Origin of the sequence: Fundidesulfovibrio magnetotacticus (assembly GCF_013019105.1) — a bacterium.
GTDB classification, from domain to species: Bacteria; Desulfobacterota; Desulfovibrionia; order Desulfovibrionales; family Desulfovibrionaceae; genus Fundidesulfovibrio; species Fundidesulfovibrio magnetotacticus.
This window is the reverse complement of the sequence record NZ_BLTE01000011.1, coordinates 119,795-143,933: the sequence shown is the minus strand read 5'-3', so window position 1 is coordinate 143,933 and position 24,139 is coordinate 119,795. Positions and strand designations below refer to the sequence as shown.

23 protein-coding genes are annotated in these 24,139 nt (G+C 70.6%); 18 read left to right on the top strand and 5 right to left on the bottom strand.

The genetic code is table 11. From position 1 onward, the window contains the following. Window positions 1-18: 18 nt before the first annotated feature. From NNJEOMEG_RS12815 to NNJEOMEG_RS12800, 4 genes are read left to right on the top strand one after another with little or no spacing between them, the layout of a single operon-like run. A complete protein-coding gene (locus NNJEOMEG_RS12815) occupies window positions 19-3,594 on the top strand; it encodes a hypothetical protein (RefSeq protein WP_173085047.1) in 3,576 nt (1,191 codons plus the stop codon). Beyond that, on the top strand, window positions 3,591-4,478 hold the full coding sequence (locus NNJEOMEG_RS12810) for a UbiA prenyltransferase family protein (protein ID WP_173085045.1): 888 nt from the start codon (window positions 3,591-3,593) through the stop codon (window positions 4,476-4,478). Before NNJEOMEG_RS12815 ends, NNJEOMEG_RS12810 begins: the two co-directional genes overlap by 4 nt. 5 nt (window positions 4,479-4,483) lie before the next feature. Then, window positions 4,484-5,401 carry a hypothetical protein gene (locus NNJEOMEG_RS12805; RefSeq protein ID WP_173085043.1) on the top strand — a complete coding sequence of 306 codons (918 nt, stop codon included), beginning with the start codon at window positions 4,484-4,486 and terminating at the stop codon, window positions 5,399-5,401. Further along, window positions 5,398-7,521: a hypothetical protein gene (locus tag NNJEOMEG_RS12800; RefSeq protein WP_173085041.1), complete on the top strand. Its 2,124-nt coding sequence runs from the start codon at window positions 5,398-5,400 to the stop codon at window positions 7,519-7,521. Before NNJEOMEG_RS12805 ends, NNJEOMEG_RS12800 begins: the two co-directional genes overlap by 4 nt. Before the next feature lies 1 nt (window position 7,522). Here NNJEOMEG_RS12800 and NNJEOMEG_RS12795 read toward each other — a convergent pair whose 3' ends face one another. Further along, complete coding sequence (locus tag NNJEOMEG_RS12795) at window positions 7,523-7,972, bottom strand: hypothetical protein (RefSeq protein WP_173085039.1); 450 nt, start codon at window positions 7,970-7,972, stop codon at window positions 7,523-7,525. A 363-nt stretch (window positions 7,973-8,335) separates the two neighbouring features. Here NNJEOMEG_RS12795 and NNJEOMEG_RS12790 point away from each other — a divergent pair, with 363 nt between their 5' ends. From NNJEOMEG_RS12790 to pstA, 3 genes are all read left to right on the top strand, one after another. Beyond that, window positions 8,336-9,145, top strand: coding sequence for a PstS family phosphate ABC transporter substrate-binding protein (locus NNJEOMEG_RS12790; RefSeq protein ID WP_173085037.1), 810 nt, complete (start codon window positions 8,336-8,338; stop codon window positions 9,143-9,145). 63 nt (window positions 9,146-9,208) lie between these two features. Beyond that, window positions 9,209-10,102, top strand: coding sequence for a phosphate ABC transporter permease subunit PstC (pstC, locus tag NNJEOMEG_RS12785; RefSeq protein ID WP_173085035.1), 894 nt, complete (start codon window positions 9,209-9,211; stop codon window positions 10,100-10,102). A gap of 12 nt (window positions 10,103-10,114) precedes the next feature. Next, on the top strand, window positions 10,115-10,984 hold the full coding sequence (pstA, locus tag NNJEOMEG_RS12780; RefSeq protein WP_173085033.1) for a phosphate ABC transporter permease PstA: 870 nt from the start codon (window positions 10,115-10,117) through the stop codon (window positions 10,982-10,984). A gap of 418 nt (window positions 10,985-11,402) precedes the next feature. Here the strand turns inward: pstA and NNJEOMEG_RS12775 are convergent, their stop codons facing one another. Beyond that, window positions 11,403-11,981, bottom strand: a complete 579-nt coding sequence (locus NNJEOMEG_RS12775; RefSeq protein ID WP_173085031.1) for a hypothetical protein — start codon at window positions 11,979-11,981, stop codon at window positions 11,403-11,405. 211 nt (window positions 11,982-12,192) lie between these two features. On the opposite strand from NNJEOMEG_RS12775, the gene NNJEOMEG_RS12770 reads away from it, so the two are divergent. The 8 genes from NNJEOMEG_RS12770 (at window position 12,193) to NNJEOMEG_RS12735 (ending at window position 18,976) form a co-directional block, all read left to right on the top strand. Further along, window positions 12,193-13,221 (top strand): ABC transporter substrate-binding protein, encoded by a 1,029-nt coding sequence (locus tag NNJEOMEG_RS12770; RefSeq protein ID WP_173085029.1) that lies wholly within the window; start codon window positions 12,193-12,195, stop codon window positions 13,219-13,221. Then, entirely contained in the window at window positions 13,218-13,919 is a 702-nt protein-coding gene (locus NNJEOMEG_RS12765) for a GTP-binding protein (RefSeq protein ID WP_173085027.1), read from the top strand. Before NNJEOMEG_RS12770 ends, NNJEOMEG_RS12765 begins: the two co-directional genes overlap by 4 nt. After that, entirely contained in the window at window positions 13,909-14,688 is a 780-nt protein-coding gene (locus NNJEOMEG_RS12760) for an ATP-binding cassette domain-containing protein (RefSeq protein ID WP_173085025.1), read from the top strand. Before NNJEOMEG_RS12765 ends, NNJEOMEG_RS12760 begins: the two co-directional genes overlap by 11 nt. Window positions 14,689-14,862: 174 nt before the next feature. Continuing rightward, window positions 14,863-15,924: a hypothetical protein gene (locus tag NNJEOMEG_RS12755; protein WP_173085023.1), complete on the top strand. Its 1,062-nt coding sequence runs from the start codon at window positions 14,863-14,865 to the stop codon at window positions 15,922-15,924. 109 nt (window positions 15,925-16,033) lie between these two features. After that, entirely contained in the window at window positions 16,034-16,840 is an 807-nt protein-coding gene (locus tag NNJEOMEG_RS12750; protein ID WP_173085021.1) for an alpha/beta fold hydrolase, read from the top strand. Continuing rightward, complete coding sequence (locus NNJEOMEG_RS12745; protein WP_173085019.1) at window positions 16,837-17,559, top strand: ATP-binding cassette domain-containing protein; 723 nt, start codon at window positions 16,837-16,839, stop codon at window positions 17,557-17,559. The genes NNJEOMEG_RS12750 and NNJEOMEG_RS12745 overlap by 4 nt, the downstream gene beginning before the upstream one ends. After that, complete coding sequence (gene modA, locus NNJEOMEG_RS12740; protein WP_173085017.1) at window positions 17,556-18,287, top strand: molybdate ABC transporter substrate-binding protein; 732 nt, start codon at window positions 17,556-17,558, stop codon at window positions 18,285-18,287. The genes NNJEOMEG_RS12745 and modA overlap by 4 nt, the downstream gene beginning before the upstream one ends. After that, window positions 18,284-18,976, top strand: coding sequence for a molybdate ABC transporter permease subunit (locus tag NNJEOMEG_RS12735; protein WP_173085015.1), 693 nt, complete (start codon window positions 18,284-18,286; stop codon window positions 18,974-18,976). Before modA ends, NNJEOMEG_RS12735 begins: the two co-directional genes overlap by 4 nt. A gap of 221 nt (window positions 18,977-19,197) precedes the next feature. On the opposite strand, the gene NNJEOMEG_RS12730 is transcribed toward NNJEOMEG_RS12735, so the two are convergent. After that, window positions 19,198-20,025, bottom strand: coding sequence for an extracellular solute-binding protein (locus NNJEOMEG_RS12730; protein ID WP_173085013.1), 828 nt, complete (start codon window positions 20,023-20,025; stop codon window positions 19,198-19,200). A gap of 65 nt (window positions 20,026-20,090) precedes the next feature. Then, window positions 20,091-21,248 carry a TOBE domain-containing protein gene (locus tag NNJEOMEG_RS12725; protein WP_173085011.1) on the bottom strand — a complete coding sequence of 386 codons (1,158 nt, stop codon included), beginning with the start codon at window positions 21,246-21,248 and terminating at the stop codon, window positions 20,091-20,093. Between the two features lie 144 nt (window positions 21,249-21,392). On the opposite strand from NNJEOMEG_RS12725, the gene NNJEOMEG_RS12720 reads away from it, so the two are divergent. The 3 genes from NNJEOMEG_RS12720 (at window position 21,393) to NNJEOMEG_RS12710 (ending at window position 22,799) form a co-directional block, all read left to right on the top strand. After that, a complete protein-coding gene (locus NNJEOMEG_RS12720) occupies window positions 21,393-21,659 on the top strand; it encodes a hypothetical protein (protein ID WP_173085009.1) in 267 nt (88 codons plus the stop codon). Further along, a complete protein-coding gene (gene tsaA / locus NNJEOMEG_RS12715) occupies window positions 21,656-22,144 on the top strand; it encodes a tRNA (N6-threonylcarbamoyladenosine(37)-N6)-methyltransferase TrmO (protein WP_173085007.1) in 489 nt (162 codons plus the stop codon). Before NNJEOMEG_RS12720 ends, tsaA begins: the two co-directional genes overlap by 4 nt. Before the next feature lie 223 nt (window positions 22,145-22,367). After that, window positions 22,368-22,799 carry an HMA2 domain-containing protein gene (locus NNJEOMEG_RS12710; RefSeq protein ID WP_173085005.1) on the top strand — a complete coding sequence of 144 codons (432 nt, stop codon included), beginning with the start codon at window positions 22,368-22,370 and terminating at the stop codon, window positions 22,797-22,799. A 256-nt stretch (window positions 22,800-23,055) separates the two neighbouring features. On the opposite strand, the gene NNJEOMEG_RS12705 is transcribed toward NNJEOMEG_RS12710, so the two are convergent. Next, window positions 23,056-24,018, bottom strand: a complete 963-nt coding sequence (locus tag NNJEOMEG_RS12705; RefSeq protein ID WP_173085003.1) for an iron-sulfur cluster assembly scaffold protein — start codon at window positions 24,016-24,018, stop codon at window positions 23,056-23,058. Between the last annotated feature and the right edge of the window lie 121 nt (window positions 24,019-24,139).

Below are 24,139 nucleotides of genomic sequence, written 5' to 3'. Positions count from 1 at the left end.
GCGTGGCACTCACCCCGCGTGACCCGTTCCTCGCGCGCCGACATTCTGGGCCTGCTGGCCGTGCTCGCCTGCGTGGCGGCCTTCTACCTGGCATCCTACCGCCACATCCTGGAAGCGCCCGGCCACGTCTACCAGAACTGGGACCAGACCATCCCGCCTTTCCCCGACGAAATCCGCGCCTACGGCTCCATTTCGCGCCAAGCCTGGTCCCCCCTCTTCGAGATGGGCTCCCCGGGCACCTTCAACGGCATCAGCCGCGCCTTCGACCTCATCATGCGCGAGTCCCTGGCCTTCCTGGGCGGCCCCCTCCTGGCGCGCTGGCACTTCCTGCTCTACGCCCTGGCCGGGGCCGCCGGATGGTGGCTGCTCTGCCGACGCATGGGCCTGGGGCGCTGGCCCGCCCTGGCGGCCTGCCTGCTGAGCCAGTTCAACCCCCGCACCTACTCCCTGGCCGTCTCGGGCCACGGTTTCGAGGTGGGCTTCTCCCTCGCCCTGGCGCCCTGGGCGGTCTTCTGCGCCGACAAGGCCCGCTCGGCCCGGGGCGCTGCCTTCGCGGCGTGGTCCCTGGCCTGCGGGATGACCGCCGCCCTGGCCTTCTCCGGCTCACCCATGGGGCTCGCGCTGACGGCCGCGTTCCTGGGCCTGTGGCTGGCAGGATCGCTTGCCGTCACCTGCCGCCCCCGGCCCCTGGCGGCACTGGCCCTGGCCGGGGCCGTCATCGTCGCCACCCAGGCCCACTGGGTGCTGCCCATGGCCGGGCTGGGCTCGGCCGGGGCCAAGTACAACCAGAGCTTCGACGACGTGAAGGCCCACTACCTCCACCTCTACAAGGATTTCTCCTCGCCGCCCCGCCAAGCCCTGCTCGGGCACACCGACAACCTGGGCATGGGCACCGAACAGGCCTACCCCGTGGAAGGCCCCTACGCCCCCTGGTGGGAGGCCTCGGCCACGGCCCTGCTTGCCTTCGCGCTCCTGGGCCTCACGGCCAGGGCCAGAGCGCCGTCGCTCAAGTGGTTCGCAGCCGTCTGCCTCCTGACGGGCTTCTGGATGACCGCGGGGGCCAACACCCTCCCGGGCCGCGTGCTCTACGAAGGCCTGCTGGCCCGCGTGCAGATGGTCTTCTTCCTCATGGCCCGGCCCATGCGCTGGCTCTCGCTCTACCAGGCCGGACTGGCCGTGCTGGTGGGCCTGGGGCTCCAGGCTGTGGCCGACAGGGGGTTCTGGCGGCTGCACCGCTGGCCCGCGCCCCTGGCCGGAGCGCTCTGCCTCCTGGCGCTGGCGGGCTACCTATGGCCGTGGTGGTCCGGGGCACTGGCCGTGCCCCGCAACGAGACCACCCAGACCATGGCACTCATGCCCCAGCCCCTGCCCGAGTCCGAACGCAAGCTGGCCGCGAAGATCGCCGCCGACCCCGGCGACTGGCGGCTCACGGTCTTCCCCACGGTCAGCGGCCCCACCGGCGACGTGCCCGCGCCCCCGGCCACCTCGCTCACGCGCAACTTCGGCATGCTCGGCAAGGACTCCCTGGTGGGACCGGCCTTCGTGGGCCAGCCCTTCGGGCGCTTCCTGCTCTCCCTGGCCCACCGCCCCTACCCCTGGACCGACGCCTACGGCCGACTCCTGGGTCTGGGGGCCGTGCGCCGCGTCTTCCTGGACCGCAACGTCCCCCATCTCTCCTACGACGATTTCGGCTGGATGCCCCGGGTGAAGCGCGGCTCCGAGACCCTGGCTGATCCCGGAGACAGCCTGGAACGCTTCCTGGCCGCCCAGCGCGACCTGTCCCCGGACCCGGACTGGAGCGCGCCGCCCTTCCTGACCCTGGACAACAGGGACTACCTCCCGCGCCTCCGGTTCGTCCGGTCGAGCCTCCTGGCAGCCGGAGGCCTGCCCTTGCTGGCTGCTCTGGCCGAGACGCCGGGCAACCTTTTCGCCGACGCGGCCCTCTTCTCCGGCACGGACCTGGACGCGGCCCAGGCCGAAGCGCTGCCCGGAAAGGCCGGTCTGGCCGTGCTGGGCGACGGCTGGCCCGAACTCCTGCTCCCCTGGCTGGACGCACAGGCCTGGAAACCGGCCTCGGCCGGCTCCTCCCCCGCGCCCGGCGGCTGGACGCGCCTGGACGAGCGCTGGCGTCTGGCCCCGTGGCTGGACGCCTCGCCCCTGGATCGCGCCGCCCTGCTGGCGCTCGGACCGGCCGCCCTGGAGATCCCCCTCGACGGCCGGGGGGCGCACCGCATCCTGGCGCGCGTGGCGGCCCTGCCCGACGGCCATGCGCCCGGAGCGGAGCTTGACGGACGCCTCCTCGTCTCCCCGGGCGACCCCGAGCCCCTGGACCGGGGCTGGCGCTGGCTCGATCTGGGGGTGCACCAACTGGGCGGGTCGAGCGTTCTGCGCCTCGCCGCGCGCGGACCCGGCGCGCTGGTGGCCGGAGTGCTGGCGACGCCCGAGGAAAGCTTCGAAACCGCGCGCCGCGCCCTGGACCAAGCCTTCCCTCCCGACGGCCCTGTCCTCGCGGCGGTTCAGGCCGAGGCCTGCGCGCTGCCCGGCGGCGCGCCCTACGCCCCGCTTCTGGAAGCGCCGCTCCTGGGCTCCTGGCCCGGCCTGCACCGCGAGATGGAAGGACTTCGCACGGAGGGCTTCGACGGGACCGGGGCCGGGACCCTGGCCGCCGAGGGCAGCCATGTGGGCCGCGCCCTGTTCCGGCTGGACCTGCCCCGGGAAATCTCCGGCTTCACCCTGTGGTGCAGCCCCCGGCTCTTCGGCGACACGGACGGCCTGGCCTTCGCGGCGGCCGAGTGGTCGCCCGACGGCGTTTCCTGGCGACCGCTCTTCGAGATCGCCGGACGCGCGGACGGCCGCTGGGAGGACGTCTACGGCCGGGTGCTGGGCCTGCGCGTGGAGGAACCCCTGCGCGCCCTGCATCTGCGCTTCACCCTGCGCCAGGCGCAGCTCAACTCCCTGGGCAATGCCCCCAACCGGCCCATGCGCCTCGCCCTGGAACCCGCCGCCCCGCTGGGCGGCGCACCCTCCATGGGCCAGGCCGTGGAGCTGCCCGCGCGCTTCGAGACCCGGCCGCCCAGGCCCGGGCGCTACGCCGTACAGGCCAGGCTCCTCACCCCCGACGGCCCCCGCTGGGCCGACCTGGGCCAGCGCGAAACCGGCGCGGACGGCACGCTCGACTTGAGCGGCGGCCCCCCGGGCATGGCCTGCGACCTCTTCCTGCTGCGCTCGGGCACGCCACCCGACCCGGCCGCCCCCCTTCCGCTGGAAACGCGCCGCCTGAATCCCACCCGCTACGAGGCGTCCGGCATCCCGCCGGGGGGCGGTCTCCTGCTTTTCTCGGAGTCCTGGCACCCCGGCTGGCGCGCCGGAGAGGCGAAGCCCCTCAGGGCCTACGGGTTCATGAACGCGTTCGCCCTGCCCCCGGGCGGCCCCGAGAGCGTGGTCGTGGACTTCGCGCCCCAGCGTCTGCGCGACCTTGGCGACCGCGTGAGCGCCGCCGCCTGGATCGCTTCGGGCGCGGCCTGCCTGCTCCTGGCCGGATGGAGCGTCTTTTCTTCGCGCCGCAAACAGGGTAGGCCCCGGGAGACGCCATGATCCCCCAGACCGCCAAGGGCCTCGTCCGGCTGGCCAGACCCCACCAGTACGTGAAGAACCTCTTCGTGCTCCTGCCGCTGTTTTTCGGCTGGAAGCTCGGGGACGCCCAGGCCCTGGCCGGGGCCTTGAAGGCCTTCGCGGCCTTCTGCCTGGCTGCCAGCGCGGTCTACGTCTTCAACGACCTGCGCGACGCGCCCCAGGACGCCCGGCACCCTGTGAAGCGCCAGCGCCCCCTCCCCTCGGGCCAGGTGACGCCCTCCCAGGCCCGCCTTTTCGGGGCCGCGCTGGCCTTGGCGGCGCTGGCCCTGGTCCCCATGGTTCCCGGCGCGGGCTTCACGGCCGCCCTGCTGGCCTACCTGGCCATCAACGGGGCCTACAGCCTGGGGCTCAAGCACTACGCCATCGTGGACCTTTTGTGCATCGCCCTGGGCTTCGTGCTGCGCATCTTCGCGGGCGGGGCTGCCTCCGGCGTGGAACCAAGCCACTGGATCGTGATCATGACCTTCCTCCTGGCCCTCTTCCTGGGCCTGGCCAAACGCCGCGACGACCTGCTCCTGGCCGAGGACGGCGTGCACGCCCGCAAAAGCCTGGACGGCTACTCCCTGGAGTTCGTGAACCTCTCCATGGCCGTGATGGCCGGGGTGGTGATCGTGAGCTACATCCTCTACACCCTCTCCCCAGACGTGATGGCCAAGCACGGAACCGACCGGCTCTACCTCACGGGGCTGTGGGTGGTGGCGGGCATCCTGCGCTACATGCAGATCACCTTCGTGGAGGCGCGCTCGGGCTCGCCCACCCAGGTGCTCCTGCGCGACCCCTTCATCCAGGTGTGCATCGCGGCCTGGGTGGCGTCCTGCTACCTGATCCTCTACGCGTCGCGGTGACCGTCATGCGCCGGCAAATCCAGCCCTTCGATCCGTCCGCCTACGACGCCGGATGCCTGGCCCTGCGGACCCGCCTGGACCGGCTGGCCCGCCTTGAGGCCCTGGGACGCGCCGACGCCGTGGAACGCAACCTGACCAGGACCGCCCGGGACCTGGACGAGCACTTCGAGGCCGCCTTCGTGGCCCTGGGCATCCAGCGATCCTTTGCGCCGGACGCCCAGACCTTCCCCCGGGACTTGCCCCGGCGCGACGCCCTGCCCGGCCAGGACGCCACGGGGGGGCGCGGCGCACGCTGCCTCATCCGGCAGTTCCGCCAGGCGCACGCCCTGGTCATGGAGTCCCTGCCCTGGCCCGTGCGCGAAAGCCTGGACCGCGCCCGACGCCGCACGCGCCGCACCATGGGGACCGTCCTGGCCCTGGCCGCCTGCGCGGCCGTGCTGATCCTGGCCTGGCCCGCCCTGCGCGGAGTCTGGCACGGGTTCGAGCGGGCCAACTTCGTCCACGACTTCGTGCTCCAGGCCGCCGACCGGCCCGGGGTGCGCATTGCGGGGGTCTACGGTCCCGAGGTTCAAGACGGGCTTCGCTGGCGCTGGGGCTGGGGCACGCGCTCCATCATCGCCCTGGAACTGAACCGCCCGGAACCCGTTCGCCTGGACTTCGCGGTCTCCAACCCTCTGGAGGGACAGACCCTCTCGGTGATCGTCAACGGCGAGACCCTGGCCCACCACGGACCGCTCCCCGCAGCCACGGGCATGGCCCGCTCCGCGTCCGGGAGCGTACGCTTTCAGGGCAAGGCGGGGCTCAACGCCATCGTGATCGAGCATCCCCTGATGAACCACTTCACCTTCACCGGAGACGACACGCCCTACAGCGTGGCCTTCCTGGAGCTGGTCCTCTCCACGGGGCTGAGGGCGGGGCGGTGAACGCGCCGCGCGCCACAGCGCTTCTGGGGGCCGCGGGCTGCCTTGCGGCGGGAGGCCTGGGCTGGGTGGCCTGGCGCGCCCTGGGCCTGCCCGCGCTCCTGGCCGGCGCTGGGCTTGCAACGGTCTGCGCCCTGGCCGCGCTGACCGCCCGGCGGCTGCCCATGGGGCCGAGCAAATATGAGCAGGTCTCGGGCCTGGAGCGTGCCGCCCTGGCCTGCGCCCTTGCCGGCAGCGCGTTCTTCGCCCTGGTCGGGCTCGATGCCCTTGTCCAGATCGCAGCCGAAACCCTGCGTCTGATCGGACACCCCTTCGCCTCCAACCTCCTGGACGGGCGCGAGCCCTCCAAGGCTTGGCTGCTGCTCCACGGCAGGACCATTTACCCGCCGCTGGACGGCAACCAGTTGCTGGTCACGCTCTACAATCCTCTCTACCATCTCGTTCTGGCCGGGCTCTTCACCCTGGACCAACACCTCTTCGCCGTCGCCCGCGTGCTCAACGCCCTGCTGGCCGCCGGGCTGCTGGCCATGGTCTGGAGGCTGGGCTCCCTGCGGGGCGGCGTCCTGGCCGCGGCCGCGGCCGCGTTGGTCCTGGCGGTCTCGGAGCCTTTTTCCTTCGCGCGTTTCACCCGCCCGGACATGCTGGCATGGACCCTGGCATTCGCGGGCCTGCTGGCCGTGCACGCGGCCATCCCCCCCGAAGAACCCAGCCGAAAGCGCAATGTCGCCCGGGCGGCCCATGCAGCCGGAGCGCTCCTTGCCTTGGCCTACCTGACCAAGCAGCAGTCCATGCCCTTTGCCCTGGGCACGGCGCTCTTCCTGGCCGTCGAGCGGCGCTGGGGACTTCTGGCCCGCACGGGGGGGGCCTTCGTCCTCGCGGCCGGGGGCGGGCTGCTGGCCGAGGCGCTGGCCACCGGGAGCGACGTGTTCGCCCACACGTTGGCCTATCCCCGACTCATCGCCGCCAATCCGGAGATCACTTCGCTTGCGCGTGGGGCATCCGGCGTGCTGGCCTTCCTGGCCGCCAACGCGGGCCTTTGCCTGGCGTGGCTGGCCTTCGCCCCTGCACGATGGCGCGCCCGGCGCCTGGAACTGGAGGAGGCGGTGTTCCTGGCCAATCTGCCCTTCCTCGCGGTGCTCCTGGGCACATGGGGGGCGGACGCCAACTACCCCCTGAGCGCCCTGGCCCTCTTGTGCGTGCTGGCCGCGCGGGGCATGGCCCGCGCCCTGGAGAAAGGCCCGGCCTGGGCCGCACTGTGCGCGGCCGCGCTGCTCACTCTGCTGCCAGGCCAGACGGCCCCCGGACTTCAGCGGGATAGCCGCGCCGCGTCGCTGGCCTGGCGAGAGGCCGTGGTCCGGGCCGTGGCCGATGCTCCCGGACCGGTGCTGGCGGACGTGGAGGGCGCGCCCGCCTTCCTGGCGGACGCGGACCCGGACAAAATGGTGCTCTACGACGCCGTTGAACTGGCCGCGCACGCCTGGGCCTCGGGCCGCACCCTGGCCGGGTCCCCGCTGCTCGAAGACCTCGCCCGCAAACGCTTTGCCCTGGTGGTGAACAGCCCCACCCTGCACGCCCGGGAGTATACCCTGGCCCTGCACCGCCACTACACGCAGTCCGCCGCCCTGGGGCCGTTCGAACTCTATCGCCCGCGCAGCGCCGACGCCGTCCTTGAACTGCGCGGCATGACGCCACCCGGCGCGCCCGGCCCTTCGGAGGCGGGCTTTGCCGCCCGCCTGGAGCCTGGCGCGAACCTGCGGCGCGTGGAAGGGCGCGACTGCTGGTGCGCGGACGACCGCCGCGCGCCGGGCGAGGCGCTTTTGCGCCTGGACGCCCCCCCGATCGCGTCCACCTTCGAGGCGGGGGTGTACCTGATGAAAAGCGGAGAAAGCGGGAGCGCCGCAGCGGACCTCCTGCTGCCCGGGGGCAAAGAACTCCCCGTGCCGGGACTCGGCGCCCTGAAGCGCCTGAGCTTCGACGAGGTCTGGAACGCTCCCACGCTCCTGCATGGAACGTGGCCGGGCGGGCCGGCGGCCGTGCGCCTGCGCCTGGAGGGCACGGCGACCCTGTGCGTGAGCACCGTGGACCCCGCGTGGGCGGTGCTGGACAGGGCCGCGAAGCCCTAGATCAGGCAACGGCGAGGCTTTGGCGGCGCGATGACGCCGCATCGGCCCTGAGCATGTCGCGGGCCTTGGCGTAGGCGCGCAGGCCTCTGCGCCAGACGGGATCGGGGTGGTCGGGCGCGGGGGTGAACTCGGGGGTGGGGTCGCTCCAGTCGGCCTCGAAGACGCGCTCGGCCCCAGCCTGACGGGCGGCGGCCTCGGCCAGGGCCTTGGCGGCCGCCTGGGCCTGGGCCTGATCCCCGGCCTGCCCCGGGCCGGGGTCCACCACCACGCGGCGCGAGGTGTAGTCCACGCCGAAGCCGCCCAGACGCACGCCTAGGGAACGCGTGACCACACGGGCCTTCAGGGGCTCCTGCACGGGGGACTGCTGGACGGTCGGCACCTGGGACGCGCCCGACTGGGCGGCGCGCGCCTGGAACACCGTGGCCTGCCGGATGCGGCTGGTGGACTCCATGGACGGACCTCCGGACCTGCGTCCGGTTGGGCTGCCTTGCCGTTGAGCGCCCGGTGCACGGGCGCACGGTTCCCGTCCATGGAAACCGAGAGGGATGCTAAAAATTAATCCCTCGACGGTTTCTTGGCAAGAAAAGGATGAAACCTTTTTCCTATGCGATAATCATACCAGCCATAACCGGCAGATTCCGCCCGCCCCGACTCCCTGCGGAACCCGCCGCGCCTGTGTTTGTGCGGTCCGCGCGGCTTCGTCACAAAGTCTCATGGCGGGCGTAACCTGATCGTCACAGGGCGTTCCTAGCTTCCACGTGCCGCCGGACGGGAATTCCGGCGCATCACCCCCAATCACCGGAGGCTATACCCCATGAAGAAATTCGCCGCTTTCCTTTTCGCCCTGCTGCTCCTGGCCGGCAACGCCCAGGCCCAGAGCATGCGCGTGGACGGCTCCACCACCGTGCTCCCGGCCATGCAGAAGATGGTCGAGGCCTACATGAAGGCCAACCCCGGCGTCTCCATCACCGTGTCCGGCGGCGGCTCGGGCAACGGCATCAAGGCCATCATCGACGGCGCCACCGACATCGCCATGTCCTCGCGCGAAATGAAGGACAAGGAACTCGACGCCGCCAAGGAAAAGGGCCGCCCCGTGAAGCCCATTGAGATCGCCATGGACGCCCTGGCCCCCATCGTCAACCCCGCCAACCCGGTCACCGACCTGAGCGCCGCCCAGCTCCAGGGCATCTTCTCCGGCGCCATCAAGAACTGGAAGGAAGTGGGCGGCGAAGACCGCGAAATCGTCGTGATCTCCCGCGACACCTCCTCGGGCACCTACGAGGCCTGGCAGGAGCTGATCATGAAGGACAAGAAGGTCACCCCCGCCGCGCTGCTCCAGGCTTCCTCCGGCGCGGTGCTCCAGGTGGTGAGCAAGAACAAGTTCGCCATCGCCTACGACGGCTACGCCTACGTGGACAAGACCGTGAAGGCCCTGAAGGTCAACGGCGTCTCCGGCTCCGAGAAGACCGTGGCCGACAAGTCCTACCCCGTCTCGCGCCCGCTCTTCATCATCACTTCCGAGAAGCCCGCCGAGCCCGTGGCCAAGTTCGTGTCCTACATCATGGACCCCGCCGGCGGCCAGAAGATCATCGGCGAAGTCGGCTACTTCCCGGTCAAGAAATAACAACGCACCGCATCCGGGCCTCCCCCACGCCGGGGGAGGCCCGCGCTTTTCACGGAGCCCCCAGTGGCCATCAGCCGCAAACTCAAGGACGACCTGATCAGGTGCTTCTTCCTGGTCACCGCGCTCGTCTCCATCATCTCCCTGGCGCTCATCATGGTCTACCTGTTCCTCGAAGGCTTCCCCGTCTTCAAGCTGGTGAGCGTGCCGGACTTCCTCTTCGGCAACTTCTGGTACCCCACGGCGGACCCGCCCGAGTTCGGCATCTTCCCGCTCATCGTGGCTTCCATCGCCGTCACGGCCCTTTCCTCGTTCATCGCCATCCCCCTGGGCGTCACCACGGCCGTCTACCTCTCGGAGATCGCCACTCCCAGGGCGCGCGGGATTTTCAAACCCCTGGTGGAGCTCCTGGCCGCGCTGCCCTCCGTGGTCATCGGCTTCTTCGGCATGGTGGTGGTGGCCCCGCTGCTTCAGGACCATCTGGACCTGCCCACGGGCCTGAACCTCTTCAACGCGAGCCTCATGCTCGCCTTCATGAGCGTGCCCACCATCTGCTCCGTCTCCGAGGACGCCATCTACGCCGTGCCCCGCGAACTCAAGGAGGCCTCCCTGGCCCTGGGCGCGACGCACTGGGAAACCATCCGGCGCGTCATTCTGCCCGCCTCGCTCTCGGGCGTCTCCACCGCCGTGATCCTGGGCATGTCCCGGGCCATCGGGGAAACCATGGTGGTGCTCATGGTGGCGGGCGGCGCGGCCATGATCCCCCACTCCATCTTTTCGCCGCTTCGGCCCATGCCCTCCTCCATCGCCGCCGAAATGGCCGAGGCCCCCTTCCGTTCCGACCACTACCACGCCCTCTTCGCCATCGGCGTGGTGCTCTTCCTTTTCACGCTGGCCTTCAACATCGTGGCCCAGCACATAGCCGAGAAGCACAAGCAGGTCGGCGCGGCCACGCTTTAAAGGAGGCTCACCATGCGCATCGACACAAAACACCTCAAGCGCCGCCGCCAGATGCAAAGCCTCATGTGGGGCGTCTTCCGGGGCTCGTCCCTGGTCAACGCCGCCGCGCTGGGCATCATCTGCGCCTTTCTCTTCGTCAACGGGCTGCCCGCCATCAGCTGGGAATTCCTCACCCAGCCGCCCAGGGACTCCATGACCGCGGGCGGCATCCTCCCGTGCATCATCGGCACCGTCATCCTCTCGGTGGGCTCCATGCTCGTGGCCTTCCCCCTGGGCGTGTGCGCCGCCATCTACCTCAACGAGTACGCCCGGCCCGGGCGCACCGTGCGCCTCATCCGGCTGGGCATCGCCAACCTCGCTGGCGTGCCCTCCGTGGTGTTCGGGCTTTTCGGCCTGGCTTTCTTCGTCACCTTTTTCGGCATGGGCGTCTCCATCGCCTCGGGGGTGCTCACGCTGACCATCCTCGTGCTCCCCGTGATCATCGGCACGGCCGAGGAGGCCCTGAAAAGCGTTCCCAGCACCTACCGCGAGGCCTCCCTGGGCCTGGGCGCAACCAAGTGGCAGACCATCCGGCTGGTGGTGCTTCCCGCCGCGCTGCCCGGGATGCTCACCGGGGCCATCCTCGGCCTCTCGCGCGCGGCAGGCGAAACGGCCGCCATCATGTTCACCGCCGCCGTGTTCTTCGCGCCCAAGCTGCCCACATCCCTCACCTCGGACGTAATGGCGCTGCCCTACCACATCTACGTGCTCGCCACCGCGGGCACCGAAATCGAAAAGACCCGCCCCCTGCAGTACGGTACCGCCCTGGTGCTCATCGCCCTCGTGCTGGGCATGAACCTCATCGCCATCGTGCTGCGCGCCCGCCTGCAGAGAAAACACTAGGACGACGGCGCAAGCGCCACGGCCCCCTCGCGCGGGCATTCGCGGCTGTACGCGCCCCCCGCGCGACGGACGGCGCAGCCGCGAGTGCCCGGCCGATGCCGACGCTCTCGCGCGGGGTGGCTCGACGGGCCGCACTGAAAGCGGCGTCGGCGCGGCCAACACAGGCTTAGCCTGGGAATCCCGCGAAGCAATTGCCGGGTCCAGGGGGGAGCCCCCCCTGGCGGGTGCAGGGCAGCGCCCTGCCGGGTCCAGGGCGGAGCCCTGGTGGGGTCCGGGGCGAAGCCCTGTTGGCGTCTGGCGGCATCCGGCGGATCTGGTGGCGTTCGGTGTCGTCTGGTGGCGTCTGGGGCGAAGCCGTGCATGAAGGCGACTTCCCCGCCCCCCCCAGCAAGCAGTTCCGCCTTGCGCCGTATCCGGTTCAGATGAATTTGATCTGCAGGTAGATTCTGGTGTTGCCGTCCTGGATGACGAGATCCATGGGCAGCTTGGTCTTTTCGATGGTGTAGGTTTCGAGCGATTTCACCTTGATTTCGGTGAGTTCCTTCTTGCTGATGGGGAAGGCTTTCTTGCCGTTGCCGAGTTTGAAGACGATCTTGTTACCGCCGTTATACCAAAAGTAATACGTTTTAACCTGGGTAAAGAAATACTCGGGGGCAAGGTCGATGATGTCGCGCTGGAGTTTGTGTTTGAATGTGAGGTCGAGGCGGTAGATGTCCGGGGCGACGCCCGCGAGGGCCTGCCCGGCGAGGAAGTAGCGGCCGGAGGCTTCGGGTGTCTCGGCGCGGATGTCGGCGTAGCCGGCCTCGATCTTGAAGTCGAGGGCCTTGGGGGCGGTGACGGCCTCGTCCTTGAAGAACTCGGCGAGGGACTGGGCGTTGGGGTCCGGGGCGGCCTGCTCTTTGGGCTTGGGCGTCTTCTGGGCGGCGAAGGCGGGCAGGGCCAGGGCGAAGAGGAGCAGGGCCAGGAGAGCGGCCGGGACCGGGCGGCGATGGAGCATGGCGTGCCTCGCGGGGTCGGTTTCCCGATGTCATAGGCGGTATCGCCCCGGGAGGCAACGGCGCGGGGTGGCGCGGCTCTTGCTGCGGGTGTATCGTGAAGCGGACGCTGCGCCGCGAACGGCCCGTGGGGCCGATCGAGGGCGTTTGCAGCACTACATTTTTGAAACAGACCGCACTTTTTTGAAAGGCCTGTTTCCAAGGACAACACACATGAAAGCTCTCGACGACCTGATGAACTCCGTGCGGGCCATGGGGCTCGAGGACGCCCCCGGGCTGCCCGGCGAGCCGGTGGACCTGCTGCTCTACGCGCCCTGCCCGGTGAAGCTGGTGGTGCAGGGCGCCCTGGAGGAGGTGGCCTCGGGGTATGCGGCGCGCGGCGAGTCGTTCAGGTTCCACCTGCCCATGGGCTGCACCTCCGTGGACCCCTACGATCCCATCCGCCGCGAGACGGATCCGGCGCGGCTGCCCGGCGTGATCGGCTCCATCGGCTTCGGGGATTTCTGGAGCCGCGAGTTCGCGGACCGCTTCGTGCGCCCCGGAATCTTCAAGTCCGCCCCTGCCCGGACGCTCTCGCCCCTGCACGAGCGCGCGGGCCTGGTGGATCCGCGCGGGCGCTACACGGTGTACGGCGCGACGCCCTACATCTTCATGGCCGACACCCGCCGCCTGGGAGACCTGCCCCTGCCCCGGCGCTGGGAGGACCTGCTGCACCCGCGCTACAAGGGCGAGGTGGTGATGTGCGGCGACGGCGACGACATGGCCGACGCCGTGGTGCTGAACCTCTACAAGGATTTCGGCATGGAGGGCCTGGAGGCCCTGGCGTCCAACGCGCGGGGGCTCATGCACTCGTCGAGCATGGTCAAGAGCGTGGGCACTTCGGAGGAGCGCGCGGGGGGCATCTACGTTATCCCGGCCTTCTTCGCCAAGAGCACGCGCCAGCCCGAGCACATCCGCATCCTCTGGCCCGAGGACGGCGCGGCGGCCAGCCCGCTCTATTTCCTGGCCAAGGCCTCGGAGCACGAACGGCTCGCCCCGGTGTTGGAGTTCTTCGCCTCGGGATTCGCCTCCATCGAGAGCGCCGCGTGGTTCGCGCCCATGGACGGCTCGCGGCCTTCGCCGCTGCCGCCCGAGGCGAAGCTCAAGTGGGTGGGCTGGGACTACATCGAGGACAACGACGTGAACGCCCTGCGCGACCAGCTCAACGCGCGCTTCCGGGCGCTGGTGCGGGCCGCGCGGTGAAGCTGGTCACGGTTGCCGGTCCGCCTTCGTGCGGCAAGACCTCGGTGGTGGCCAGGGCCTGCCGCGCCCTGGGCGGGGAGGGCGAACGCTGCGCGGTGGTCAAGTTCGACTGCCTGCAAAGCCGCGACGCCGAACTCTACGAAGAAGCCGGGGTCCGGGCCGTGGTGGCCTTTTCCGGCGGCCTGTGCCCGGACCACTTCTACGCCTCCAACCTGGAGGAGGCCTTCGCCTGGGCGCAGGGCACGGGGGCGGGCTGCCTGGTGATCGAGACGGCGGGGCTCTGCAACCGCTGCTCCCCGCACATCCGGGGCGCGCTGGCCCTGTGCGTGATCGACAACCTCATGGGCATCGACGCCCCCGAGAAGATCGGCCCCATGCTGCGCATGGCCGACCTGGTGATCGTCACCAAGGGCGATCTCGTGTCCCAGGCCGAGCGCGAGGTCTACCGCTACCGCATCCGCCAGATGAACAAGCGCGCGGTGATCCGCCACGTGAACGGGCTCACGGGCCAGGGCTGCGCGGAGCTGGCCCGGGTGATGGCCATGGCCCCGGACGTCGCGAGCGTCACCGAGATGCGCCTGCGTTTTTCCATGCCCGCCGCCGTGTGCTCCTACTGCCTTTCGGAGACGCGCATCGGCGAGCGCTACCAGAAGGGCAACGTGAAAAAGGCCCGTTTCGGAGGCCCCCATGGAGACTGACGCCGGAAAATCCCTGGCATCGCTCACGCTCACGGCCGGGCGCGACAAGTCGGGACGCCCCGAGGCCGCGGGCGTGACGTTCCGGCCCGGTGAGGTCACGGCGCTGCTTGGCCCCACGGGCTCGGGCAAGAGCCGCTTCCTCTCCGACATCGAATCCATGGCCAGCGCGGACACGCCCACGGGGCGCGCGCTCCTGCTGGACGGCCGCGCGCCGGACGCCGACGAGCGCTTCGCCCTGCAGGGACGCCTTGTGGCCCAGCTGACCCAGAACATGAACTTCGTGCTGGACATGAACGTGCTCGATTTCGTGCGCACCCACGCCCACAGCCGTGAGGCGGCCAACCCCGAAGAGGCCGCGCGACGCGTGCTGGAGGCGGCCAACGCCCTGGCCGGGGAGCCCTTCGGGCCGGGCACGCAGCTCACGCAGCTCTCGGGGGGGCAGTCGCGCGCCTTGATGATCGCGGACACGGCGCTCTTGAGCTGGTCGCCGGTGCTGCTCATCGACGAAATCGAGAACGCGGGCGTGGACAAGTCCAAGGCCCTGGAATTGCTGGTGCGCTCGGACAAGATCGTGGTGATGGCCACCCACGATCCTGTGCTGGCCCTCTCAGCGAAGCGGCGGCTGGTGTTCGAGCACGGGGCGGTGCGCCGCGTGGTGGAGCGCTCCCCGGCCGAGGCTGCCGCCCTGGAGGAACTCTCGGCCATGGAGCGGCGCTTCACAGAGGTGCGCGCGCTCCTGCGCGCCGGGAAGGACCTGGACGACGCCTGACGGCACATTTTCAACAGTCCGCGACCATCCCCAACAGGCTGGCCATGCGCGGCCGTTCGCGAACGAACGGGACCGACGTGACGACCCGGGCCGCTCTTCACCGGACAAACCCGCACGAGCCTGTTGGCCTCGCGGGGCATTCGCGCTAACGTACCCCGCAAAGGGGGAACCGCCATGCGCCACGCCCATGTCCTGACGCTTCTCGCCGTGCTGGTCTGCACGCCCGCCGCCTCCCGCGCGGCCCTCACCCAGGAGCAGGCCGCCCCGCTGCTCCTGGCCTGGATCGCCGCCCAGCAGCCAGGCCTGACGACGGGCTGCCTCAAGGCCGTCTCCAGCCAGTACAAAAACGGCGGCTTCACCGTGACCGTGGAGGCCCAGGCCTGCGGCCCCCAGGCCCAGGAAGCGGCCGGGCAGTGGCGCATCGACGCCCTGACCACGGAGGTCTTCAAGGCCCGGCCCGACGGGCGCTTCGCCGTGCCGCCCCAGGCGCAGGGCAGGCCCGCCTGGGTCAACACGGCCGTACTCGCCGGGCGCGAGGCCTCGCTGCCTCCCAAGGCCCGGGTGATCGAGGCGACGCCCGTGCCCGGCGTCCAGGGCCGGGCCTACGTGCTCTGGATGGACGACCCCAAGCGCCAGGAACACCCCCGCGACGAGGAATACACCTGCCCAGACTACAGCCGGGGTTCCTCCTGGAGCGGCCCCGCGCGGCTCTCCCTGGTGGACGTGGGCACAGGCGCGACGCGCAACACCCTGAAGATCGCCGACCCCCTGGAGGACCGCGACACCTTCGATCTCCCCTGGCGCATCCCCGCCGGGCCGGAGTTCGCCTACTTCGTGCCGGAACCCGCCGGGAAGGACCGCGCCGGACGCCCCGAAATCCTGCGCCTGCGCGACCTTGACGGCGACGGCCAGGCCCGGGAGTTCCACCTCTCCTCGGCGGGGAACTGCATGCTCATGCTCTCCTCGGTCTTCGGCTACGACGCGGCCCGCGACGAGGCCGTGCAATACCCCGTGGACCTGGCCGTGCGCCGCGACAAGGCCGCGCCCAAGGCTTCCGAGACGACATGGCTCAATTTCTGGCCCCTGCGCAAGGAGCCCGGCCCCAACGGCTGGCGCTGGGAGGTGGACACCAGGGGCCGGGCCGGCTGCCTGGAGCGCTTCGCCGTGCGCCCGGTCCGGGAGGCCCGCCGCTTCCAGGGCGAGCTTTCCGTGCAGCAGTGCGAACCCGGCGACTAGGCGGGTCCCGGGCAGGCGGGAGTCACCCTCCCGCGCAAAGCGGTGACACGGTTGTCCCGGTGGCCGGGCCACGGCTAGTGTTCCCCCAAAACATGGGGGAGCACGACACATGGCGACATTCATCCTGGTGCACGGCGCGTTCCAGGGCAGCTTCGTCTGGAAGGAGACGGCCGCCCTGCTGGAGTCCCAGGGGCACGAGACCCTCGCCCCGGGCCTGACCGGACTGGGCGACCGCTCGCACCTGCTGGCCGAGGGGCAGTCCCTGGCGGGCTACGTGGACGACGTGCAAAACGCCGTGGCCTTCGCCATGGCGGGTCCGTGCGTCTTCGTGGGGCACAGCTACTCGGGCTTGACGGCAACGGCCGCCGCCGCGCGCCTGCCCCGGCTCGCCCGGGCCGTGCTCTACGTGGACGCCCTGATTCCGGAGCCGGGCCGCTCCTTCCGAGACATGGCCGGGCCGGAGTTCGCCAAGACGCTCGCGGCCCACGTGCACGACCGATGGCTCGTACGGCCCTGGCCCCTGGCGGCGTTCGGCGTGGCGGGGCACGCCAAGGCCCCGGCCTTCGCGGCCAGGCTCACATCCACGCCCCTGGCCGCCTTCACCGACCCCTTCGCCTTCGGGCTGCCCGATCCGGCCCTGCCCGCCGGCTTCATCCGCTGCACCGGGAACCCAAACCCCTTCATCGAGGCCCAGGCCGCCAAGGCCCGCGCCTCGGGCTGGCCCGTGACGCTCCTGGACTCCGGGCACGCGCCCATGATCACCGCGCCGGAGGCCCTGGCCCGGGCCATCCTCACTACTGCCCACCTGATGGGCGTTCTCGGGGACGCCGCCCCGGCCCCGGCTCCCACGCTTCCCGAGGGTCTGCTGCGCACTCACCCGGCCCAGCCGGGAGAGCTGCCGGGAGGCGCGTCGTGAACCTGTCGGCGCGGGTGCGCAAACGGCTGGAACGCTTCACCCTGGATGTGGACCTCTCCTTCACGTCGCCGGGCGTCCACGCCGTGGTGGGCCCCTCCGGGGCGGGCAAGTCCACCCTGCTTCGGCTCCTCGCCGGGCTGGAGCGCCCCGACGAGGGCGCCGTGCGCCTGGACGCGACCACCTGGTGCGACACCGACTCCGGGCGCTTCCTCCACCCGTGGGAGCGCTCCGTGGGGCTGGTCTTCCAGGATTTCGGGCTCTTCGCCCACCTGAGCCTCTTCGACAACGTGCTCTTCGCCAAGGGCGACCGCTTCCGGGCCGAGGCCCTCATGCGAGCCCTGGACATCTGGCAGCTGCGCTTCGCCCGGCCGTCGCGCGTGTCGGGGGGCGAGCGCCAGCGCTGCGCCGTGTGCCAGGCCCTGGCCCGGAAGCCCGGGGCGCTGCTCCTGGACGAACCCTTCTCCGCCCTGGACCCCGTGACCAGGCGCTCCCTGGGCTCGCTGCTGCGCCGCTGCGCCCTCTCGCTCGCCATCCCCGTGGTGCTGGTGACCCACGACATGGAGGAGGCCCTTCGCCTGGCCGACTCCGTGACCTGCCTCGTGGACGGCCGCGAAGCCGGAGACTGGCTGGACAATCGCCTGGAGGCGATGCGGCGCGACCTGGACCTCAGCCGGGAGTACATCCGGCAACGCGAGACCGCACGGAGGCTCGAAGCATGAAAACCCTGCGCATTCTGGCCGCCCTGGCCCTGCTCTTCACCCTCTGCGCCCCGCAAGCCCGCGCGGAATCCCTCGCCGTGGGCGCGGGCGCGGGCTACAAGCGCCTGCTCGCCGAAGTGAACGCCGCCTTCAGCCGCCAGACCGGCATCGACGTGGTGGAGAGCTACGGCCACATGGGCCACATGGCCGCCCAGGCGAGGGAATCCGGGCGCATGGACATCCTTTTCGGCGACCTGGACTTCCTCAAGGGCATCAAGGACCTCGCCTTCGAGGACTTTCTCGACGTGGGCCGGGGACGCCTCGTGGTGGCCTACGCCTCGGGCGTGACCCTCGCCGCGCCCCGCGACATCGCCGCCCCGGACATCGACCGCATCGGCCTGCCCGACACGAAGAACGCCATCTACGGCAAGGCGGGCATGGAATTCCTCACCCGCTCGGGGCTCCTGGAGAGCGTGCGGCCCAGGCTGGTGGAGGTCTCCACCGTGCCCCAGGTGAGCGCCTACCTGGTCACGGGCGAGGTGAAGGCCGGGCTTGTGAACCTCACCGACGCCCTGGGCGTGCGCGACCGGATCGGGGGCTTCGTGGAGGTGGACCAGTCGCTCTACGAGCCCATCCGCATCGTGGGCGGCCTGCTGCCAGGCGCGAAGGCCAAGCCCGCCGTGGCGGCCTACCTGCGCTTCCTGGGCACGCCCGAGGCCAAGGCCCTGCTCGCCAAGCACGGGCTGTGACCGGGCCCGGCCCGTGGCTGGCCGCCCTGGCCGAACCCCACGCGCTCTTCGCCCTGGGGCTCACGGCGCGCACGGCCCTGGTCACGCTGCCTTTGCACCTCGCGGCCGGGCTGGCTCTCGGGGCGTGGCTGGCGCGCGGGCGCTCGCCCCTGAAGACGGCCGTGGAGATGGCCGTCACCCTGCCCCTGGTCTTCCCGCCCGTGGCCATCGGGTTCGTGCTGCTGATGCTTCTGGGGCGGCGCGGCGTGGTGGGCGCGTTCCTCCTGGAGCACGCGGGGGTGGAGCTGGTCTTCTCCTTCCACGGCGTGGTCCTGGCCTCCTTCGTGGCCGGACTTCCCCTGGTGGTGCGGCCGGTGCAGTCGGCCATCCGCTCGCTGCCGCCCGCGCTCGCCGAGGCGGCCCTGGTGCTGGGCAAGACGCCCCTCCAGGCCTTCTTCCTGGCGGTGCTCCCGGCGGTGCGCCGCTCCCTGGCCGCCGGGATGATCCTGGCGTTCGGGCGCTCCCTGGGCGAGGTGGGCATCACCATGATGCTCGGCGGCAACATCCTCGGGCGCACCAACACACTCTCGCTGGAGATCTACAACGCCGTATCCGCCGGGGAGTTCGAGAGCGCCGCCGCCCTCTGCACGCTCCTGGGCGCGGTGTCGGCATGCGTGTTCTGGGCGCTGCGCAGGCTGGGGGCGTTCTGAAAGGGCTCGGCCCGCGCCGAAGCGCGGGCCGTGGCTTCTGAAAAGGCCGGCCTTGCGGCTTTTCAGGAGCCCTGCGCGAAGCGCAGCCTGGAGCAGGGCGGCTTTGCCGCCCGCCAGCGGCTCCCACGAACCCCGTCTCGGGGTTTGTCATCAAGCAGAGCCCGCGCCGAAGCGCGGGCCTCCGTCATCGGACGAAACGCCCGGCTCCCCGGCCTGGACCGTCAGGGCCTTCGGAAGCCGTAGCCTTCCAGCACGGCCTGACCTTTGGGTCCCAGCAGGTAGTCCGTGAAGGCCTTGGCCCGCGGCGTGTGTCCCTCCACCAGGGAGACTCCGTAGAGCGCCCCCACGGCCAGGCTCTCCGGAAGCTCCACGATCTCCAGGCCCGGCAGCTCGGCCAGGGCCAGGCGCGAGGTGGTCAGGTAGACCAGGAACACGTCCGCGCGGCCCTCTTCCAGGTGCCAGGCGATCTGGCCCCGGGGGTAGTCCTTGGGGGGCATGGGCAGCGCCGGGTCGCCCACGAGCTTGATCGCCTTGGCCTTCAGGGCCTGGGCCGCTCCCTTCTTCAGGGCTTCGGCCTTGTCGAAGACGATCCAGGCGTAATCGCCGCCCGGGTCCAGCACGGGGGTGGAGGTTCCCACCTTCACGGCGGGGTCCATAAGCTTGTCCAGCAGGTTGTCACGGGTGAGCCCCACGGACTTCTTCGCCAGGGCGCAGACCACGTTGCGCGCGAAGGGCGCGGGCCGGGAGGCCAGGCCCTTGGCGGCCAGGGCCTCGGGGTTGCCCATGTCGGCCGAGGCGAACACGCCGGGGCGTTCGCCCGCCTCGATGCGCTGCCGGAGCGACCCGGACCCCGAGCCCGTGAGCGTGACGGGCACGCCGGTCTCGGCGGTGAAGGCCTTGGCCAGGTCGGCCATGGGCTTGGCCAGGCTTCCTGCGTGGAACACGCTCAGCCCCTGGTCGCCCGGGGGCTGGGAGGCTGGCGTCTGGGCCAGGGCCGGACCGGCCAGGAGCGCCAGACACGCCGCGACAAGAAACAGCGACTTTTTCATGGGACCTCCAAAACGGCGAAACCCGGGTCGCCCCGGGTTTCGCCAAACAGGTTGAACGGCTCGCGTCATTCCACGTTGAGGATCACGGAGAAGGCCTTGAAGAGGGCGCAGATTTCGTCGCCCACCTTGAGGTCCAGGGCCTTCACGGACTCGTCGGTGACCAGGGAGCAGACCAGCGTGCCGTCGGGCAGTTCCACCACCACCTCGGCCGAGATCTGCCCGGCGTTCACCTTGACGATGCGCCCGCTGTACTTGTTTCGGGCGCTGGTCTTGAGCTTGTCGTCCTCCTTGACCAGGATCACCCAGGGGGCCTTCACCGTGGCCGTGACCAGCGAGCCCTCCCGGATGCCCAGGGAGGCCAGGCTCTCATGGGTGATCACCGAGACCACCTTGAGCCCGCTGGCCGTGACCACCTCCACCTCGGCCAGGATGTTGCCCGAGCGGATGGAACTGACCTTGCCGGTGAAGGCGTTGCGGGCGCTGGTCTTCATGGAGGACTCCTTGAGGATGTAGTAGTTCACGATGCGCTTGATGTCGGACTCGCTGAAGTTCACGTACTGGGCCGTGAGGTGCGCGCTCTGGTGGCCCATGAGCGTCTGGACCACCTTGATGGGCAGGCCCTCGCGCAGCAGCTCCACGGCCCGCGAGTGGCGCAGCACCCGGGGATTGGCCAGCTCGCGCGGCACGCCGCAGGCGTCGGCCTGCTCGTAGAACTTGCGGCGCACGAAGCCCTGGTCCAGGTGGAACACCTCGCCGCGCAGGGAGGCGCAGGCGGGCTCGTCCAGGCGCGCGGCGATCTCGCGGGAGACTTCCTTGGGCAGTTGGACGGCGCGGGCGTGGTCGCCGCGCACGGCGAGCGCGGAGCGCGCGAAGTCGAAATCCTCCCGGTCGTCCACGGTGATGGCCTCGCCCAGCTTGAGCGCCCCGTAGCGGATGAGCAGGAAGAGCAGCCACAGCCGCGTCCGGGAGCGCCTGCGCGCCGGGCTGGCCGCGGCCTCGCGCCACGCCCGGAACGACTCCGTGAGGGCCAGGAGCTGCGCCGGGTCCAGGTGTTTCACGTCGGAGGGCACGTCGAAGCTCTTGGCCGGACAGGGGGCCTTGCCCTGGCGCTCACCTCCCTGGCAGGACGCACCCTGCTCCCCGTCGCCCACCCGGTCCAGCACGAAGCGCAGGTCGTCCGCGCCCAGGGACTTGAGGAAATGGATCAGGTTGTCTCGGATCATGCGATGTCCACCTTGACACAATTGGTAACACCGATCGCGACCCGTGTCTCATCGTCACGCTTCTTCACGGAAACGTGTACCGCTTGGCTCCGCGCGGGCAGGGGGGTAGCAATGGGATCGGGGTCGTCCCCCCGGAGGCACGCCATGGAACTTCTCGCCGTCATCGTGATCGCTTACGTGATGCTCTACCTCGTGGAGGTCTACCTGGGGGGCACGCTGCCCTGCCCCACCGAAGGGGCGCGGCTCTGCCAACGCCTGCCCAAGCGCGAATTCTTCGGGCGCGTGCTGCCCCTGGCCGCCGCCGGGCTGGGCATCCCCCTCTCCTTCGCGCACCCCTGGGCCATCCTGCTGGTGGTCGGGGCCGCCGTGCTCTTCCTGGCCTACGGACGCGGCAAGGACGCGGCGCGGTGACGGTCTGCTACCGGCCCATCGGCGTGGCCCGCACGCCCCACGCCCGCGCCGAGGGCATGCCCATCCAGCCCGTGGGCGCGCTGGGCGTGGCGGGGTGCATCGAGGTGTTCGAGCCCTACCGCCAGGGCCTCAAGGACCTGGAGGGCTTCTCCCACATCGTGCTGCTCTACCACCTCCATGAAATCAGGGACGCCAGGCTCCTGGTGAAGCCCTACCTGGGCGACGCCCTGCACGGCGTCTTCGCCACGCGCTCCCCCTGCCGCCCCAACCCCATCGGGCTCTCGGTGCTCCGGCTCACCGGCCACGACGGCGAGCGCGTCTTCGTGGAGAACGTGGACATGCTCGACGGCACCCCCGTGCTGGACATCAAGCCCTACGTCCCGGCCTTCGACGCCTGGGAGGCCCCGCGCATCGGCTGGTTCGAGGGCGTGGCGGAGAATGCCTCCAGCCACAGGGCCGACGCCCGCTTCCACGCCGAGGACTGATCCGTCCGCCACCCGGCAGCCTCCCCGCGTCGCGCGCGGTGCTCCCGACCGGCAGCCCGGGCGATCCGCATCCGCAAGGAAAGCCCGGCCGCCTCCCCGCGCGGCCCCGCCAATTCGCATCGAGTGCCCGCCAGAAAGCGCTTTCCGACCCATGGTTGACAGCATGCGTCCCCTGACGCGTACTGTTGGGGCACCCGTTTCAACGTCATGGGAGGAGAACACCATGGTCGTCTGCGAAACCGAAGGCCGCGTCCGCTTCCGCGACGCCGCCCTGAAGGCCGAGGACATCGGCAACACCGTGCGCGAGGCCCTGCGCAAGACCCCGGGCGTCCTGCGCACGGAGGTCAACAGGCGCGTCGGCAGCCTGCTGGTGCTCTACGACAAGGCAAGCATCGGCCTGAAGGACATCCTGGAGAAGATCGCCCAGGCCCTGGGCGTGGACCCGGAGATGTTCCGCGAGCATCTGAAGAACCTCCAGCGGACCCTGGCGGGCGTAGGGGCCCGGCGCAACGTGAAGCGTGGCATGCTGGGCGCGCTGGGTCTGGCCCTGGGCGGCCTGCTGGTCCATGAAGGGCTCCATGTGGCTGCCGGAGCGGTGTTCGCGGCGCTCCTGGCCGCGCACCTCTATCAGAACCGCCGCACGCTCATGCGCTAGGGCCGCTTCCCGTGCATGAAAGGCCCCGGGCCTCCCCCGGCGGGGAGAACCGGGGCCTTCATGGCTTCGCCTCAGCCCTTCCAGGCCGCGCCGGATGCCGCGCCTGGAAGCCCGTTGGGAATGTCGATTCCTGCAGCCTGTTCAAACCCCCCGTCGGCAAGGCGCAGGGAGAAAGCCAAGCCCGAAGCGTATTTCACAGACGTGAGGGTTTGGCCTTTTCCCTGCAACGCAGCCAGCGAGATTTTTTCACGGGCTGCTAGGCCGCGCGGCGGCGCTCCCAGTCGCGCACGGCGGCGCGCAGGGCGTCCATGGCCCGGGAGGAGCAGTCCAGGTGCGCGTGCACCCTGGGCAGGAAAGGGAGCAGGTCCTCGTCGGAGAGCATGAAGCACTCGTGGACCGTGAGCCCGGTGGCCATCTCGGCCAGGGCCTCCAGGCTGCGCCGGCAGTATTCGCAGCCGTGCGCCTCGCCGCCCGCCTGCACCACCACATCGCCCTGAATGCGCAGGCGCACCGCGATGGAGCCCCCGCCACCCCGCGAGACGCCCTCGGCGTCGCTGCGGGGCACGGGCAGGAGAAGCGAACGCCCGGAGACCACGCACGCCGCCGGAACGTCCGGGCGCGAACGCCCGGGGAAGGCGTCGCGGGGCAGGTCTCGCAGCTTGCCCTGATCGCGGGCCTCGTGGCGGCGCAGTTCCTCCAGGTCGATGACGCGCGGGTCCACCAGGGTGAAGCCGGTGCTGCCGTGATAATCCTCCACGTCGGCGCAGCGGCCGTCGTAGAGCACGCGCTCCAGCACCACGTAGTCGGGCTGACCGGTCACGCGGTCCCAGCGGTGCGCCGTGACGCGCAGTTTCGCGGGATCGAAGGTCTCCACGCCGTGCCAGGTCCAGGTGGCGCGGCAGTGTTCGTCGTCGTAGCCCAGCAGGGCCAGGTGCCTGGCGCGGCTGGAAAGATAGCGCTCGCGCCGCAGGTGCGAGGCGTTGGCCGCCGCGCCGGAGAGGTCCACGGGGACTTGGGACTGCCCCACCACGGCTTGCGCCCGGCAGTCGTCGTCCAGGAGCATGCCGCAGGTGCTTGTCCTGCCGCCGCGCCACCAATGGATGTATTTTTTCGTGTAGAACTTGCGGCCCAGGTCCTCGATGTTCCTGGCCGTGCACGGGGAAATGGGGTGAAGGGCCAGGTCGCAGCGACGGCCCGTCACCGAGAGCGTCAGTTGCACGCGCTCCTCCGGATGTCTGTGAATGGTCCCGGGGCCGGACGCGGGCCCACCACCGCGCGCGCCCTCCGGGGAGAGAGGTAAGGCATTCGCCATCCCACCACGGATGGCGCGCCCCCGCCGC